The 15,059-nt window shown below is 68.4% G+C and carries 13 protein-coding genes; 5 read left to right on the top strand and 8 right to left on the bottom strand.

Annotation, left to right across the window (positions count from 1 at the left end; genetic code table 11):
• Positions 1–44 precede the first annotated feature (44 nt).
• Together ACFOD4_RS06155 and ACFOD4_RS06160 are read left to right on the top strand one after the other, a co-directional pair.
• The gene (locus tag ACFOD4_RS06155; protein ID WP_379595266.1) at positions 45–812 is read left to right on the top strand and encodes a response regulator; all 768 of its coding nucleotides are present in this window, start codon (positions 45–47) and stop codon (positions 810–812) included.
• Positions 813–837: 25 nt separating this feature from the next.
• Entirely contained in the window at positions 838–2,187 is a 1,350-nt protein-coding gene (locus ACFOD4_RS06160; protein WP_379595059.1) for an ATP-binding protein, read from the top strand.
• A 27-nt stretch (positions 2,188–2,214) separates the two neighbouring features.
• On the opposite strand, the gene ACFOD4_RS06165 is transcribed toward ACFOD4_RS06160, so the two are convergent.
• Complete coding sequence (locus ACFOD4_RS06165) at positions 2,215–3,405, bottom strand: M20 aminoacylase family protein (RefSeq protein ID WP_379595060.1); 1,191 nt, start codon at positions 3,403–3,405, stop codon at positions 2,215–2,217.
• A 183-nt stretch (positions 3,406–3,588) separates the two neighbouring features.
• On the opposite strand from ACFOD4_RS06165, the gene ACFOD4_RS06170 reads away from it, so the two are divergent.
• On the top strand, positions 3,589–3,900 hold the full coding sequence (locus ACFOD4_RS06170; protein WP_379595061.1) for a hypothetical protein: 312 nt from the start codon (positions 3,589–3,591) through the stop codon (positions 3,898–3,900).
• Between the two features lie 163 nt (positions 3,901–4,063).
• Here the strand turns inward: ACFOD4_RS06170 and gltX are convergent, their stop codons facing one another.
• On the bottom strand, positions 4,064–5,458 hold the full coding sequence (gltX, locus tag ACFOD4_RS06175; RefSeq protein WP_379595062.1) for a glutamate--tRNA ligase: 1,395 nt from the start codon (positions 5,456–5,458) through the stop codon (positions 4,064–4,066).
• Positions 5,459–5,585: 127 nt separating this feature from the next.
• Between gltX and ACFOD4_RS06180 the strand changes: the two genes are divergently transcribed.
• Positions 5,586–7,694 (top strand): ComEC/Rec2 family competence protein, encoded by a 2,109-nt coding sequence (locus tag ACFOD4_RS06180; protein ID WP_379595063.1) that lies wholly within the window; start codon positions 5,586–5,588, stop codon positions 7,692–7,694.
• Here ACFOD4_RS06180 and lexA read toward each other — a convergent pair.
• The 6 genes from lexA to ACFOD4_RS06210 form a co-directional block, all read right to left on the bottom strand.
• Positions 7,688–8,404: a transcriptional repressor LexA gene (gene lexA / locus ACFOD4_RS06185; protein WP_379595064.1), complete on the bottom strand. Its 717-nt coding sequence runs from the start codon at positions 8,402–8,404 to the stop codon at positions 7,688–7,690. The two genes, ACFOD4_RS06180 and lexA, sit on opposite strands and share 7 nt — an antisense overlap.
• Before the next feature lie 153 nt (positions 8,405–8,557).
• Positions 8,558–9,763, bottom strand: coding sequence for a molybdopterin molybdotransferase MoeA (locus ACFOD4_RS06190; protein WP_379595065.1), 1,206 nt, complete (start codon positions 9,761–9,763; stop codon positions 8,558–8,560).
• Complete coding sequence (gene moaC / locus ACFOD4_RS06195; protein WP_379595066.1) at positions 9,760–10,320, bottom strand: cyclic pyranopterin monophosphate synthase MoaC; 561 nt, start codon at positions 10,318–10,320, stop codon at positions 9,760–9,762. The genes ACFOD4_RS06190 and moaC overlap by 4 nt, the downstream gene beginning before the upstream one ends.
• On the bottom strand, positions 10,317–11,129 hold the full coding sequence (gene trpC / locus ACFOD4_RS06200; RefSeq protein ID WP_379595067.1) for an indole-3-glycerol phosphate synthase TrpC: 813 nt from the start codon (positions 11,127–11,129) through the stop codon (positions 10,317–10,319). Before trpC ends, moaC begins: the two co-directional genes overlap by 4 nt.
• A gap of 21 nt (positions 11,130–11,150) precedes the next feature.
• A complete protein-coding gene (gene trpD / locus ACFOD4_RS06205) occupies positions 11,151–12,173 on the bottom strand; it encodes an anthranilate phosphoribosyltransferase (protein WP_379595068.1) in 1,023 nt (340 codons plus the stop codon).
• Positions 12,174–12,204: 31 nt separating this feature from the next.
• Positions 12,205–14,106, bottom strand: a complete 1,902-nt coding sequence (locus tag ACFOD4_RS06210) for a peptidylprolyl isomerase (RefSeq protein ID WP_379595069.1) — start codon at positions 14,104–14,106, stop codon at positions 12,205–12,207.
• Positions 14,107–14,231: 125 nt separating this feature from the next.
• Here ACFOD4_RS06210 and tpiA point away from each other — a divergent pair, with 125 nt between their 5' ends.
• Complete coding sequence (gene tpiA / locus ACFOD4_RS06215; protein ID WP_379595267.1) at positions 14,232–14,963, top strand: triose-phosphate isomerase; 732 nt, start codon at positions 14,232–14,234, stop codon at positions 14,961–14,963.
• The last annotated feature ends 96 nt before the right edge of the window (positions 14,964–15,059 follow it).

Genomic DNA, 15,059 nt, shown 5'->3' on the forward strand with positions numbered 1-15,059 from the left:
TGCCAGGCAGGCGGCATCGCCATATCCGCATTATGGTCGAGAATATGGAACCCCCCCCGCATATCCTCGTCGTCGATGATGACCGGGAAATCCGCGATCTGCTGTCGAAGTTCCTCGAACGGCAGTCGTGTCGCGTTTCGGCCGCACGCGATGCCCGGGAAGCGCGTCGCCTCTGGCCGCTGGGCCGCTATCACCTGGTGGTGCTGGACCTGATGCTGCCTGGGGAGTCTGGCCTGGAATTTGCGCGCTGGCTGCGCAGCCAGTCGGATGTGCCCATCGTCATGCTGACAGCCATGAGCGAGGAAACCGACCGCATCGTCGGTCTGGAGTTGGGCGCCGACGATTACGTCGCCAAGCCGTTCAACCCGCGCGAGCTTCTCGCCCGCATCCGGGCGGTCCTGCGCAGAGCCAATGGCGAAGGGACGGCCACGCAGGACCCTCCTGCCAAGGCCATCAGCTTTGCCGGCTGGACGCTGGAGCCGGCGCGGCGGCGCCTGTTGAATCAAGACGGTGTCGAGGTTCCGCTGACCGGCGGCGAATATGAGTTGTTGATGGTGCTGGTGGAGCGGCCCAACCGGGTGCTGACCCGCGACATGCTGATGGACCTGCTGCGTGGGCGGCAGGCCGGCCCGTTCGATCGCGCCATCGATGTTGCGGTGTCCCGGCTGCGGCGCAAGCTGGAGGATGACGGACGAAACCCCAGCCTGATCAAGACGGTGCGCGGCGGCGGCTATGTTTTGGCGGCCACTGTGGAGAAAACGGCGGATCGGGCCACTGCCGCGGCGTCCGGCCCAGCGGAGGCGCATTTCTGAGCGCCCGCGCGCCGGCTGAGAAGGCATGATCCGCCGTTTCCTGCCGACCAGCCTGGCTGGTCGAACGGCGCTGTTCCTGACCCTCGCCCTGACAATGGTGCAAACGGCAGGCCTGACCATCCACGCGCTGGATCGGCTGGACCTCCAGCGCATCACCGTGTCGCGCGAGATTGCCGGACGGGCCTTCATCTTCTGGCGCACGGCCATCCTCGCCCCGGCGGACCGGCGCGAGGCCATGCTGTTTGAGGTCGATCTGATGCGCGGCCTACGGGCCGAGTTGTCGCCGGTGCCGGCGGTGAGGCCCGGCATGCCGAGGGCCACGCCCGGGCTGGTGGAACTGTTCGAGTTGCGCAAATGGCGCCTGCTGCCTGCACGGCTCCGGCCCCGCTCGCTGCTGCTGGCCAATGGGCCTGGGCCGGGGATGCTGGTGGTCGCGGCGCAGCTGCCGGACGACAACTGGGTCAACCTGATGCTGGAACTGCCGCCGCCGCGGCCCTGGCACTCCGAAACCTTTCTTGTCGCCTTTCTGCTGATGACAGGCGCGGCGCTGGGCCTGATCCTGTGGGCGACCCGGCGGCTGACGCGGCCTGTCTCCGCGCTGGCCCGCGCCGCCGAGCGACTGGGACGTGACGTCAACGCGCCGCCGCTGCCCGAGAATGGGCCGCACGAGGTGGCCACCGCGGCACGAGCCTTCAACACCATGGCCGAGCGCATCCGTCGCTTCGTCGGCGACCGCACGCAGATGCTGGCGGCCATTGGGCATGATCTGCGCACCCCCATCACCCGGCTGCGCCTCCGCGCGGAGTTCCTCGACGATGACGAGCAGCGACGAAAGATGCTGGCCGATCTTGATGAGATGGAAGCGATGGTCAACGCCACCCTGGCCTTCGCCCGCGACGACGCCGCGACCGAGCCCTCGGTACCGCTCGACCTCGCTGCGTTGTGCCGCACAGTGCTGGACGAGGCCACCGACGCCCGGCCCGAACTTTCCAACGAGGATGCGGCCTACGAAGGGCCTGAGCGGCTGCGCATCCATGCGCGGCCTATCGCGCTGAAGCGGGCTCTGGCCAATCTGGTCGGCAACGCCCTGAATTATGGCGGACGGGTTCGCATCCGTCTGGACGGCAAGAGCGGGGTCGCCGCGGGGCTGGTGCGGCTATGGGTGGAGGATGACGGCCCCGGCATCCCGGAAGAGTCGCTGGAAGCAGTGTTCCAGCCTTTTCGCCGGCTGGAAACCAGCCGCAACCGCGAAACGGGCGGCACCGGCCTCGGTCTGCCCATTGCGCGCAATATCCTGCGCGCGCATGGGGGTGACGTGGTGCTGGCCAACCGGGTGGGCGGCGGGCTGTCGGCGGTGGTGACGCTGCCGGCCTGAGCGTGGACGCCCCGGCCGGCCGAAACATCAGGCGAGTTCAAGCTCTTCCCGTACCAGGCTGACCCAGTAGCCGACGCCGTAAGGGATGGCGTCATCGTTGAAGTTATAGGTCGGCGTGTGCAGCCCCTCGGAGGTGGCCCCCCCGGCACCTTGGCCCATGAAGATGAAGGCGCCGGGGCGGGCCTCCAGCATATAGGCGAAGTCCTCGCCCCCGGTGACGGGCTGGGCATTGCCATCGGTCTGGTTGGCGCCGACCAGGGCTGCGGCGGCCGCCACGGCGATCGCAGTCTGCTCCGAGTGGTTCACCAGCGGCGTGCCATTGCGGCGGTAATTTACCTCCGCCTGGCAGCCGAAGCTGGCGGCCAGCCCCTGGGCCAGTTCGGTCATGCGGCGCTCGATCGTGTCGCGAACATGCGGAAGGAAGGAGCGCGCCGTGCCGCCCACCCGGATTTCCGACGGCATGACGTTGGTGGAGCCGAAGGAGCCGCCCTCGATGGCGCCGACGCTGACCACCCCGGCCTCGATCGCGGAGATGTTGCGGCTGACGATGGTCTGCAGTGCCAGGATGAACTGTGCCTGCAGCACGGTAACATCGGTGGAGAGATGCGCTGCGGCCCCGCCATGGCCACCCGTGCCGCGGAAAGTGACAACCCAACGGTCCGGCGCCGCCATGAAGGGGCCGGAGCGGATGGCGAAGCGGCCCAGCGGCAAGGATGGCTCATTGTGCAGGCCATAGACGGCATCCACCGGGAAGCGTTCGAAAAGCCCGTCCGCCAGCATGGCCTTGGCGCCACCGCGGCCTTCCTCGGCTGGCTGGAAGATGAAATGCACCGTGCCCCCGAAATCGCGGTGCCGCGAAAGGTGCTGCGCCGCGCCAAGCAGCATGGTGGTGTGGCCGTCATGCCCACAGGCATGCATGGTGCCCTGGTTGGTGGAAGCATAGGGCAAGCCGGTGGCCTCATGGATCAGCAGCGCGTCCATATCGGCGCGCAGTCCAATGGCGCGCTGGCCAGGCAGCTTGCCCTTCAGCGTGCCGACGACGCCGTACTTGCCCACACCTTCGGACACCTCCAACCCATATTCCCGCAGCTTGGCGGCCACCAGGGCAGAGGTCCGCTTCTCCTCCATACCCATCTCGGGATGGGCGTGGATGTCCTGGCGGATGGTGGCGAGGCCGGACTGCGTGGTGCGCAGCTCGGCAAGAAGGGCTTGGTTCACGAGGGCGATCTCCCGGCAATCCCGGCACGCGGCGGGCGAGAGCCGTCCGCGCCTGCGAGAGCCGAGTCATGACCTGCCGTAACGCGAAGGGAAAGAGCGTCGTGTGGCGAATTGTGCGGGCCGCCCCTGTCGCCGCCGGGTGGCCTGCCGCTAGGCTCCCAGTGGATCAAGGAGATTGTCCCCATGGACAAGGACGCGCTCACGGCCTGGGCCCTGAAGAATGGCTGGCAGATGATCTGCGGGCATCCGAGTCTGACCAAGCCGAATGCCCCGAAAGAGGCCATTGTTCGTTTGGTGCTGAAGGCTACCGTGGTCAACCTCGAGGTCAAGAAGCCGGCCGGGAAGTGGGAGAAGGTCGGCGGCGAGTCTTACGCGAAGGTGACGCTGGAAGATGAGGAGGCGTTGCCAGCCGGCCTCGGCTTCGAGAAGGTGCCAAGTATCAGCCGGCTGATGCAGGACAACCGTGACCGGCGGGTCTTCGCCAGCTTCGGGTGAACGCTGAGAGGGGCTAGCCTCTCCCACCAGAGGCCGCAACGACCAATTCGGGACGCGCGAGAAAGCTCAGACTTGGGCTACGGCCGGGCAGGCCCGGCCGCGCTGCCCGGTCGCGGATACAGAAGATCACCTCGTCCGTAGGAAGTTTGAAGGGCAGTATCCCTCAGGAGTCCGCCGCCGCCCTGATCCGCGTCAAGGCTTCTTCCCGTCCCAGGGCAAACAGCACGGCGTCGATCGGCGGCGACTGGGTGGAGCCTGTCAGTGCTGCGCGCAGCGGCTGGGCGACAGCGCCAAGCTTGATCTCCTTCACTTCGGCATAGTCGCGCAGCCACTTGTCGAGATCCTCGCGCTCCCAGGGCGCCTCGGACAGAAATTCGGCCAGGTCGAGCAGCCGCGCCCTGGCTTCAGCCGTCAGCTGCGCCTGCGCCTTGGGCTCGAAGGTCAGAGGGATCGTGGCGATGGCGAAGCCGCACATGGCGGCGGCCTCGTTCAGGGTGCGGGCACGCGGCTGAATGTCCGGCATCAGCGCGCGGATGGTGGTGGCGGCTCCCTGCGGCAGCGGACCGCTGCGTCGCAGGATCTCCAGCACCTCGCCAGTCACCGCGTCCGAATCCTTCTGCCGCAGGTACTGGGCATTCAGATGTGTCAGCTTGGCGTAGTCCATGCGGCTGGCGGCGCGGCCGACATCCTTTAGCTCAAAGAGCTGGATGGCACGCTCTCGCGGAACGAATTCCTCGTCTCCATGGCCCCAGCCCAGGCGCAGAAGATAATTGCACAGCGCTTCGGGCAGGTAGCCCTGGTCGCGGAACTCCAGCGCGCCCACAGCGCCATGACGCTTGGACAGCTTGGCGCCGTCCGCGCCATGGATCAGCGGCACATGAGCGAAGTGCGGCCGCGTCCAGCCCATAGCATCGTAGACCATGACCTGGCGGAAGGTGTTAGTCAGGTGGTCGTCACCGCGGATCACATGGGTGATGGCCATGTCATGGTCGTCCACCACCACCGCGTGCAGGTATGTGGGCGTCCCATCCGACCGCAGGATGATCATGTCATCCAGCTCGGTGTTCTTCACCCGCACCTCGCCCTGGACGAGGTCGTTGATCACCGTCTCGCCCTGGCGCGGAGCCTTGATGCGGATGACGGGCTTCACGCCTGCAGGCGCCTCAGCAGGGTCGCGGTCGCGCCAGCGGCCATCGTAACGGGGCGGGCGGCCCTCCTTCATGGCCGTCTCACGCATCTCGGTCAGTTCTTCCGGCGTGCAGAAGCACTGGTACGCCTTGCCGGCAGCCAGCAATTCGCGCGCCACCTCAGCATGGCGGAGCTCGCGCGTGCTCTGCATCACCGGCTTCTCGTCAGCCTGCAAGCCCAGCCAGTCGAGGCTTTCCAGAATCTGTGCCACCGCTTCCGGGGTGGATCGGGCACGGTCCGTGTCCTCGATGCGCAGCAGGTACTGGCCGCCATGATGGCGGGCAAAAAGGTAGTTGAACAACGCCGTCCGGGCACCGCCGATGTGCAGGTATCCGGTAGGCGAGGGGGCGAAGCGGGTGCGTACGGTCATGGCTCGGCGAATTCCTTCGAGCAGACGCTTCTATCACCCCGGACGCCTGCTGTAGAGTGCGCGCATAAGTTGATGATCCGGAGATAATTCCATCGCCAAAAAGACATGGGCGGCTCTGTTGGAGCTGATGGCCGCCGAGTGGCACCGCCTGCCCTTGTGGCTCCCCGTGGCCATGGGTACCGGCATCATCGCCTACTTCTCCGTTGCGAATGAACCTTCCGCTGCCTGGTGGGTCCTGCCTCTGCCGCTCCTGGTGGCCGCTGTGGCGCTCCGACGACGCGCCTTGGCTGCCTGGCTGCTGGGCTTGGCCGGCATGGCCAGCCTGGGTTTCGCCCTGGCTGGCTGGCACGCCGCCCGGATGCCGCCGCCGCTCGACCTTCCGCGCACGGCGGTCATCGTGGAAGGGCTGGTTGAAGCGGTGGACATGTTGCCGAAAGGCCTCCGCGTGACCCTGACAGAAGCACGCTTTGCCCCGGAAGAGCCGGTTCTGCCGCGCTTCCTGCGCATCCGGCTGCGGGCTGATGATCCGCTTCAGCCCCTGCCGGGCGAGCGGATCCGGCTACGGGCATTGATCCGACCTCCCTCGGCGCCGCCTTATCCCGGGGGCTGGGACTTTCAGCGTGATGCCTATTTCAGCGGGCTGGGTGGCTCCGGCTTCGCCCTAGGGCCGGCGGAACGGCTGGAGGGAGCACGTGAAAAGGCGCCCTTCGGCCAGGCCCGGACGGTTCTGGAACGGCGGGTCATGGCCGTGCTGCACGGCGGACAAGGTGCCATCGCAGCCGCGTTGCTGACCGGCAGTCAGAGTGGCATTCCAGACGACGACATGATCGCCATGCGGGATTCAGGGTTGGCCCACCTGCTGTCCGTCTCGGGTCTGCACATTGCGATCGTGATGGGGCTGGGATTCGGCGTGGTACGCTTCATGATAGCGCTGGTCCCGGCCATTGCCCTGCGCTGGGACAGCAAGAAGATCGCGGCGCCCGGAGCGCTGCTGCTGGGCTTCGGTTACCTTATGCTGACGGGTGCGCAGGTGCCCATGCAACGATCCTTTGCCATGGCTGCGGTGGTCACCCTGGGTGTCATGCTGGGGCGGCGCGCATTGTCCCTGCGCGTCCTGGGTCTTGCTGCCATGATCGTCATGGCGGTTCAACCGGCGGCGCTTCTCGGCCCGTCCTTCCAAATGAGCTTCGCCGCCGTCCTCGTGCTCATCGCAGGCGCCGAGTTGAGCGGACGCTTCATGTTGCGGTGGCAGCGCGGCCCGGAATGGTGGCGGCGGCCGGTGGTCCTGCTTGCGGGATCAGTGCTGACTTCCTTTCTGGCGGGGCTGGCGACGACCCCCTACGGCTTGCATCATTTTGGCCGGCTGCAGCTTTACGGCGTGGCGGCCAACATGGTGGCGGTGCCGCTGACCTCCTTCATCGTCATGCCGGCAGGAATGCTGGCGGCTGCCCTCATGCCGTTCGGCCTGGAAGAATGGGCCCTGCGCGTCATGGGGCTGGGGGTCGAGGCAACGCTGTTCACGGCGCGAACCGTGGCGTCCTGGCCGGGCGCCGCTCTCACGGCATTCCCAATTCCGCCGGCGGGCTTGCTGCTGGCCACTTTCGGCTTGTTGTGGCTCTGCCTCTGGCGCATGCGTTGGCGCTGGTGGGGCGCGCCGGTGGCGATGGCCGGCCTGCTCGGCGCATTTTTCGTGACACCGCCGGACATGCTGGTTTCCGCCGATGCGCGGCTGATCGCCTTCCGGACCGAGGAAGGCATGATCATTCAGCGCAACACCGGCGCTTCCGGCTTTGTGAGGGCCAACTGGTTGCGCAGCATGGGAGAGGATGATGCAGAGGCGCTGCCGTCTGACGGAGGGCCGGAAAACGGCACGTTGCGCTGCGAAGACCGGACCTGCCGCTTCCAGCCGATAGCAGGTGGGCCGGTGGCCATGCTGATCCGTGTGCCGAGACCCAAGCGTGGGCAAGAGGCGGAGGAGGTGAGGGCGCTGGCCTATTGCGATGATGCGACGCTGATGGTCTCGGCTGAACCGATCCGGGGACGCTGCCGGGGGGTAGGCGTCGTGGACCGGTTCAGCGTCTGGCGTGACGGGGCCCATGCGATCTGGCTGGGAACCGACGGTGTAAGGGTGCTGTCGGACCGGGCCGCGCGGGGCGACCGCCCTTGGGTCCCGCCACCCCCCCTCCCGGCCTGGAAGCGCCGGGAGATGGAGCAACAGGCGACGCGCACTCAGTAGCGGCGGAGAAGCCCTACCAGGCGGCCCTGCACCTTGACCCGGTCCGGGCCGAAGATGCGCGTCTCGTATCGCGGATTGGCCGCTTCCAGAGCGATGGAATTGCCCTTGCGCCGCAGCCGCTTCAGCGTCACCTCGTTCTCGTCCACCAGGGCCACCACCACCGATCCATTGTCCGCGATGTCGCCGCGGCGGATGATGACGGTGTCGCCATCCAGGATACCGGCACCCTCCATGGAGTCGCCCGCAACCTCCAACGCGTAGTGATCACCGCCACCCAGCAGCGCGGCGGGCACCTCCACCGTGCTGCCCTGGTCCCGCAGCGCCTCGATCGGCTGGCCGGCAGCAATGCGGCCATAGAGCGGGAGGTGAACCGCAGCGGCATCCTGCGCATTGCGGCTGGCCCCAGGAAGATTGGAGGCGAAGTTCCCGCGAATGACATTGGGAGCAAAGGCGGTTGCCGCCCGGGCGGTGTCGGTCCGGGGCGCGGGAGCCACGCTTTCCGGCAGGCGAAGCACCTCCAGGGCCCGTGCACGGTGGGCGCGGCGACGAAGGAATCCACGTTCCTCCAACGCCGTGATCAGGCGGTGGATTCCCGATTTGGACTTCAACTGCAACGCCTCCTTCATTTCCTCGAAGGAGGGCGAGAAGCCTGTGCTGCGCAGGTGATTGTCGATGAAAATCAGCAACTCATGTTGCTTGCGCGTGAGCATGCGGGGCTCCCCGGAACGGCCGGATCGGCGGCGTGTGCGGTTGCGAACAAAGCAGCAACCCGTACGATGTTCTAGGAAAGTTCTTGGTGTGCCGTCAACAGAGGATCGTCCCGATTCTCAACACAGCGGACTGCGACGCCTCTGCGGCACCGTTCAGATACCGAGCTCGGACAGAATGAGCGCCTCCGTCCAGGCTCCGGCGTCAAGACCCGGAGCGTCCGGAGCACGCCGGATCAGCGCGTCGCAGCCGGCCAGTGTTCGGAGCATCGAACTGTCCTGGCGGGAAGCGGGGGTGACTTGCAGAACGCCATCTTCGCGGCGGGTCACCGTTGCCCGAAGGTAGTCCTCGCGCCGGTCATTCTGCGGCAGGGGCGTTCCCAGGATCGCCGGGCGCAGCGGCGGAGCGGCGGCGGGCCGGCCGCGCAGCACTGCCAGAGCAGGCCAAAGGAACAACACGCCGCAAACCAGTGCGGAAACCGGATTGCCCGGAAGGCCGAGCAGCGGGGTCTGACCGAGCCTGCCCCAGATGAGCGGCTTGCCCGGCCGCATGGCGATCTTCCAAAAATCCAATGCGAAGCCTTGCGGACCCAGTGCCTGCTGGATCAGGTCGTGTTCGCCCACGCTGGCGCCGCCAGTGGTGAGCATCAGGTCGCAGAAGCGCGCCTCCGACGCGGCGGCGGCAATGGCGTTCACATCGTCGCGGGCGATGGGCAGCACCAGCGGCACTCCTCCTGCGGCCCGCACCAGGGCGGCCAGGGCATGGGCATTGGAGGATACGATGCCGCCGGGCGGGAGAGGTTCGCCGGGCAGCACGATCTCGTCGCCCGTGGCGAGGATGCCGATGCGCGGCTGACGGTGTACGCTGAGCCAGGGGTGATTGGCGGCGGCGGCGAGGCCGATGTCGCGCGCCGTCAGTTGCCGACCGGCCGGCAGCAGCAGGTCGCCGGCTGTGAAGTCAAGCCCGGCGCGACGGATCCAGCGCCCGGAGGCCACGGCTTCTTCCACCAGCACGGAGCCGCCTTCCGGCATCGCATCCTCTTGCAACAGGATGCCATCGGCACCTGCGGGGACCACGGCACCGGTGAAGATGCGCACGGCCTCGCCGGGACCGACCCTGCCGGAAAAGGGATGGCCCGCCGGCGCACTGCCGGTGACACGCAGCCGGGCACCCTGGCTCGCATCGGCGGCGCGCACGGCATAGCCATCCATGGCCGACACGTCGGCGGGCGGCTGGGTCAGCCGAGCATGCACCGGTGTAGCCAGCACACGGTTCCAGGCTTCCGGCAGGGCAACGCTTTCGGCACCCGTGGGACGAAGGGCGTCCAGGATGCGGGTGCGGGCTTCCTCGACCGGGATCACCGGGACGCCTCCCACAGCCCCGACTTGCCGCCTTCCTTGCGGGCCAGGTGGATGTTCTCCAACCGCATGCCGCGGTCGATTGCCTTGCACATGTCGTAGATGGTCAGTGCGGCGACGGAAACGGCGGTCAGCGCTTCCATCTCCACGCCGGTGGGACCGGTGGTCTTCACCCGTGCTTCGATTGCCACACTGCCCGGCGCCTGCGGCACCAGATCAAGCTTTACCGAGGTCAGGGCAAGGGGATGGCAGAGCGGGATCAGATCCGCGGTGCGCTTCGCCGCCATGATGCCGGCGACGCGCGCAATACCCAGCACGTCGCCCTTGCCGATGCCCCCGGCCTGGATGGCGGACAGGGTTTCCGGCGCCATCTGCACGCATCCCCGGGCAATGGCGAGGCGCTCCGTCGGGGGCTTGGCCGAGACATCGACCATGACGGCGCTGCCCTCGGCATCGAAATGAGTGAAGCCGCCCTGCGCGCTTCCTGGCTTGCCTGCCGGTTCCCGCTCGCCGCGCGGCGGCAAGGGCGGGTCGAAGCCTTCGCCGCCGCCCTCGCTCATCTCGCCTGCACCATGGCGCGGGCGGCGGCGCTGACATCGGGCTGCCGCAGCAGGTGCTCGCCCACCAGGATGCAGCGCGCTCCTATGGCGGCCATACGGCGCACATCCTCGGGGTTGCGCAGGCCGCTCTCGGCCACCGGAATGCGGTCGGCAGGGATGCCCGGTACCAGCGCCTCGGCGGTCGCCAGATCGGTCTTCAGTGTACGCAGGTTACGGTTGTTGACCCCGATCAGGCGGGTATGCAGACCCAGCGCGCGGTCCAGCTCGGCCTGATCATGAACTTCGGCCAGCACCGCCATGTCGAGGCTGCGGGCAAGGCCCTCCAACTCCCGCGCCTGGCCGTCGGACAGGGCCGCCAGGATCAGCAGGATACAGTCGGCACCCATCGCCCGCGCCTCGAACACCTGGTAGGGGTCGATCATGAAGTCCTTGCGCAGCGCGGGAAGGGGACAGGCGGCGCGGGCGGTGACAAGGTCGGCGGGCCTGCCCTGGAAATAGGGCTCATCCGTCAGCACCGACAGACAGGCGGCCCCTGCATCGCAGTAATCCCTGGCCAGCGCTGCGGGATCAAAGGGATCGCGGATCAGTCCGCCCGAAGGGGAAGCGCGCTTGATCTCGGCGATCAGCCCGATCCTTCCATCCGCGACGGCATCGCAGAGCGCCCCGGTGAAGTCGCGCGGCGGGGCCACCTCCCGGGCGCGGCGCTCCATCTCTTCCAGCGGCACCGCTTCCTTGCGGGCGGCCACCTCCCGCTCCTTGTCCGCCAGGATGCGGAGCAGCGTGTCGTGCAGCGTGTCGGTCGCGTTCACAGGGGCAACTTTCTTGATCGGTCAGGCGTCTGCGGCCGGACGGGTGGCAAGCCGTAGCCGCTCCAGCACGGCGAGGGCTGCACCCTCCTCGATGGAGCGGGCGGCCCGGGTGGCGGCCTCCCGCAGATCGTTCGATTCACCGGCAACAACAAGGGCGGCGGCGGCATTCAGGACCACGCAGTCGCGGTAAGGGCCGGCGGCACCGCGCAGCAGCGCTTCCAGGGCGGCGGCATTGTGCGCCGGGTCGCCGCCGGCCAGCGCCTCCGTAGGCGCTTCGGGCAGACCGGCATCCGCAGGGCTCAGGGTGAACTCTCGGAAGCGGCCATCATGCAGTTCCACCACATGGCTCGGCCCGGCGAGCGTCAATTCGTCAAGCCCCATGCCGTGCACCAGCCAGGCCCGTTCGCTGCCGGTGGCCGCGAGCGTTTCGGCCATTGGCCGCAGCCATTGCGGGGCGAAGGCGCCGGTCATCTGCCGCTTGACCCGCGCCGGGTTGGTCAGGGGCCCGAGCAGGTTGAAAATGGTGCGAGTGCCGAGTTCGATCCGGGGGCCGGCGGCATGGCGCAGGGCGGAATGGTGCCGCGGCGCCGCCAGGAAGACCATGCCGGCTTCGCGCAGCACGCGCGGCAGTTCCTCGAAGGGCAGGTCGAGATTGATGCCGAGGGCAGCCAGCGCGTCGGAGGCGCCGGATCTTGAAGACAGCGCGCGGTTGCCGTGCTTGGCGACCTTCACGCCCGCACCCGCCACCACCATGGCGGCGGCGGTGGAGATGTTCAGCGTGCCGGCGCCGTCGCCGCCTGTGCCGACCAGGTCGATGGTGCCGGGCGGGGCCTCGATGGCGGTCATGCGGGCCCGCATGGCACGCACGGCGCCGGTCATCTCGGCCACCGTTTCGCCGCGCAGCCGCATGGCCATCAGCAAGCCGGCGATCTGTGCCGGGGTCGCCTCGCCTTCCATGATGATGCCGAACCCGCTCTCGGCCTCCGATTCCGAAAGCGTTTCGCCCTGGGCCAGGCGGGCGAGCAGCGGCTTCAGCGTGTTCATGCCGGCGGAGCCTCGTGACGGAAGGGAGCGCTCATGGCGCGGTCACCTGGCCGAGCATCTCGGCATTGTAGGTCACCTCGGCACGGGCCCGCAGGGCGGACAGGTATTGCTGTTCCAGATCCGCGAGCATCGCCTGCTCCACCGTGCCGCGTGTCTGCCCCAGAGCGAGCTGGTCTTGGTCCGGATCAAAGGGCAGGACCTGCGCAACCTCGGCCACGGCGAAGCCTTCCGCCGTTTCGGCCATGGTGGCCTGGTTGAGCGGGGTCGAGAATACCGGGCCCAGCAGCTCGGCGGGCAAGGGCTGCGGCTGGCCCTGCGCCGGGCCACGGCCGAACGGGGCGGTGCGCTGCACCGCAAGCCCTGCCTGCCGGGCAGCATCGGCCAGGGACTGGCCGCCCTTGACGGCGGCAAGTAATGCGGCGGCGCGCTCTTCCTGCGAGCGGCGGCGCGCGTCACGTGTCCAGCCGGAGCGCACGGCGTCCTCGACCTCGGCCAATGGCCTCAGCGCCGGGGGGATGACCTCGTCGATGGTGAAGGCGAAAAGTGCGGTCTGCCCGGCTTCCACCAGGCGCGGCATCTCGCCCGGCTGCGCCTCAAAGATGGCGCGCAACGCGATGTCGCGAGCGCCGCCCGCGAGCGGCAGCTCGGCCGCACCCCTGTCCGGCGTGCGGCCGCCTGAATCCGTGGTCACCGTCGCGAAACCCAGGCCGAAGCGCTGCGCCGCCTCGGCAAGCGGGGTTCCGCCGGCCAGCACATCCTCCACCTGGTTGGCGCGGTCATAGGCGATGTCGAGGGCGCGCTCCTGCTTCACGGCGGCGGCCACCTGGCCCTTCACCGCCTCGAAGCCCCGGTCATCACCGGCCTCCACCGAAACCACCTTCACCACATGCCAGCCAAACGGCGTCTGCAGCGGGTCGCTGACGCCGCCAGCGGCCAGCGAAAAGGCAGCATCGGCCAGCTCCGGAAGCGGCATGCCCTCACGGTCGGTGGTGCCGAGGGACACGGCCTGTCCACCTGCGGCCCGCGCCGCCGCCTCGATCGCGGCGAAGTCGGTTCCTCCGCGCCACTGTTCGGCCACGGCTCGGGCAGCCTCCTCGGACAACATCACCGCCTGTTCGATGGTGCGCCTCTCAGGCGTCTCGAACTGGCTGCGCCGCTGCTCATAGGCGGCGCGAAGATCGGCCTCGCTCACCTCGATCTCCGGCGCCAGTACTTCGGGGGACAGCACGGCCACGCTGTAGCGGCGGTATTCCGGAGAGGAAAAGCGATCCGGGTTGTTCTCGTGGAAGCGTGCGAGCTGTTCGGGCGTGGGCGCCCCGGGCTCGGCGGCGGCGGCCAGTGGCAGGCGTACCAGATTGGCCACGCGCCGCTCGCGCTCCCAGGCCAGAAGAGGGCGAACCAGGGTCTCGGGTCCGGAAGCGCCGGCGCGCACCGCGCCCACCATTTGCTGGCGTTCCAGATCGGCGCGCAGCAACTGCAGGAAGGCCGGCTCGGTCAGGTTGTTGTTGCGCAGGAAGCTGTCGAACACAGGGCGGCTGAAACGGCCGTCGACGCTCTGAAAAGAGGGGATGGAGAAGACATAGTCGCGCAGTGCCGCCTCAGGCGCGGCCAGGCGCAGCCGCGCGGCCTCCTGCCGCTGCACCCGGTCCATGACCAGGGATTCCACTGACTGGCGGGCGATGGCGCCGCTCATCTGCGGCGTGATCTCCATGGCGCCGCCGAGCTGGCGCTGGATGCGCTGCATCTCGCGCCGGGCCGCCATCTGAGCTTCCGGCAATTCGATGGCCTCGCCGCCCACCCGCGCCACGGCACCGTCGCGGCCGAAATTGCGCACGATGTCCTCGATGCCCCAAATGGCGAAGGACAGGATCAGCAGAACGAAGAGCAGTTTGGCAAGCCAGGTGCTGGCGAGGCGGCGCAGGGCAGTGAGCATTGTTTTCCGCGGGTCTGAAGTCGGCGGACCATAGGCAAAAGCGGCGCAGTTGCCAAACGCCCCCGCCCCCTGTAGCGCCAGGGAAGTGAACTTCCGGGAAGGACAGGACGAGGATGACCCCAGGCGTGCGCCCGCTGATCGCCGGCAACTGGAAAATGCATGGCAGCCTGGCCGAGGCCAGCGCGCTGGCCTCCGGCGTCGCCGCCGGCAGCGTCAAGGATGCGGAGCTGCTGGTCTGCCCGCCCTTTCCCTACCTGATCCCGGTGAAGGAGGCGCTGGGCGGCGCCGTGGCCCTGGGCGCGCAGGATTGCCATGCGGCGCCGAAGGGCGCGCACACGGGTGACGTGTCGGCGCCCATGCTGGCCGATCTGGGCGCCACCTATGTCATCCTAGGCCATTCCGAGCGCCGCGCCGACCATGGAGAAACCGACGAGGTGGTGCTGCGCAAGGCCGAGGCGGCGCTGAAGGCCGGGCTGGTGCCGGTCGTGTGCGTCGGCGAGAGCGAAGCGCAGCGCGTGTCCGGCGAGGCTGAGGGCGTGGTCGCAGCGCAGCTTGCCGGGAGCCTGCCTCAGGGCTTCGCGGAGGCCGGGGGTGTGGTGGCTTATGAGCCCGTCTGGGCCATCGGCACCGGCCGCACCCCCACGGAAGAGGACATCGCCGCCATGCATGCGCGCATCCGCGCCGAGCTGGTGCATTGCTTCGGCGCAGCGGGCGAGGGCCTGCGCATCCTTTATGGCGGGTCCGTGAAGCCGGGCAACGCCAAGGCCATTCTGGCATTGCCGCACGTGGACGGCGCACTGGTCGGTGGCGCCAGCCTGGTCGCGGCGGATTTCCTGGGGATCGCCTCGGCGGCTTGACGGCTCCGGCGGCGGCCCGTCCGGGCGCGCCGCCCCTGGCTGGCCTCAGCCGGCGAGGGGCCGTAGGCCGTTATTTTCTGCCGGTATGAGCAGGTA

The sequence above is a fragment of the Teichococcus globiformis genome (genome assembly GCF_042646265.1).
GTDB classification, from domain to species: Bacteria; Pseudomonadota; Alphaproteobacteria; order Acetobacterales; family Acetobacteraceae; genus Pseudoroseomonas; species Pseudoroseomonas globiformis.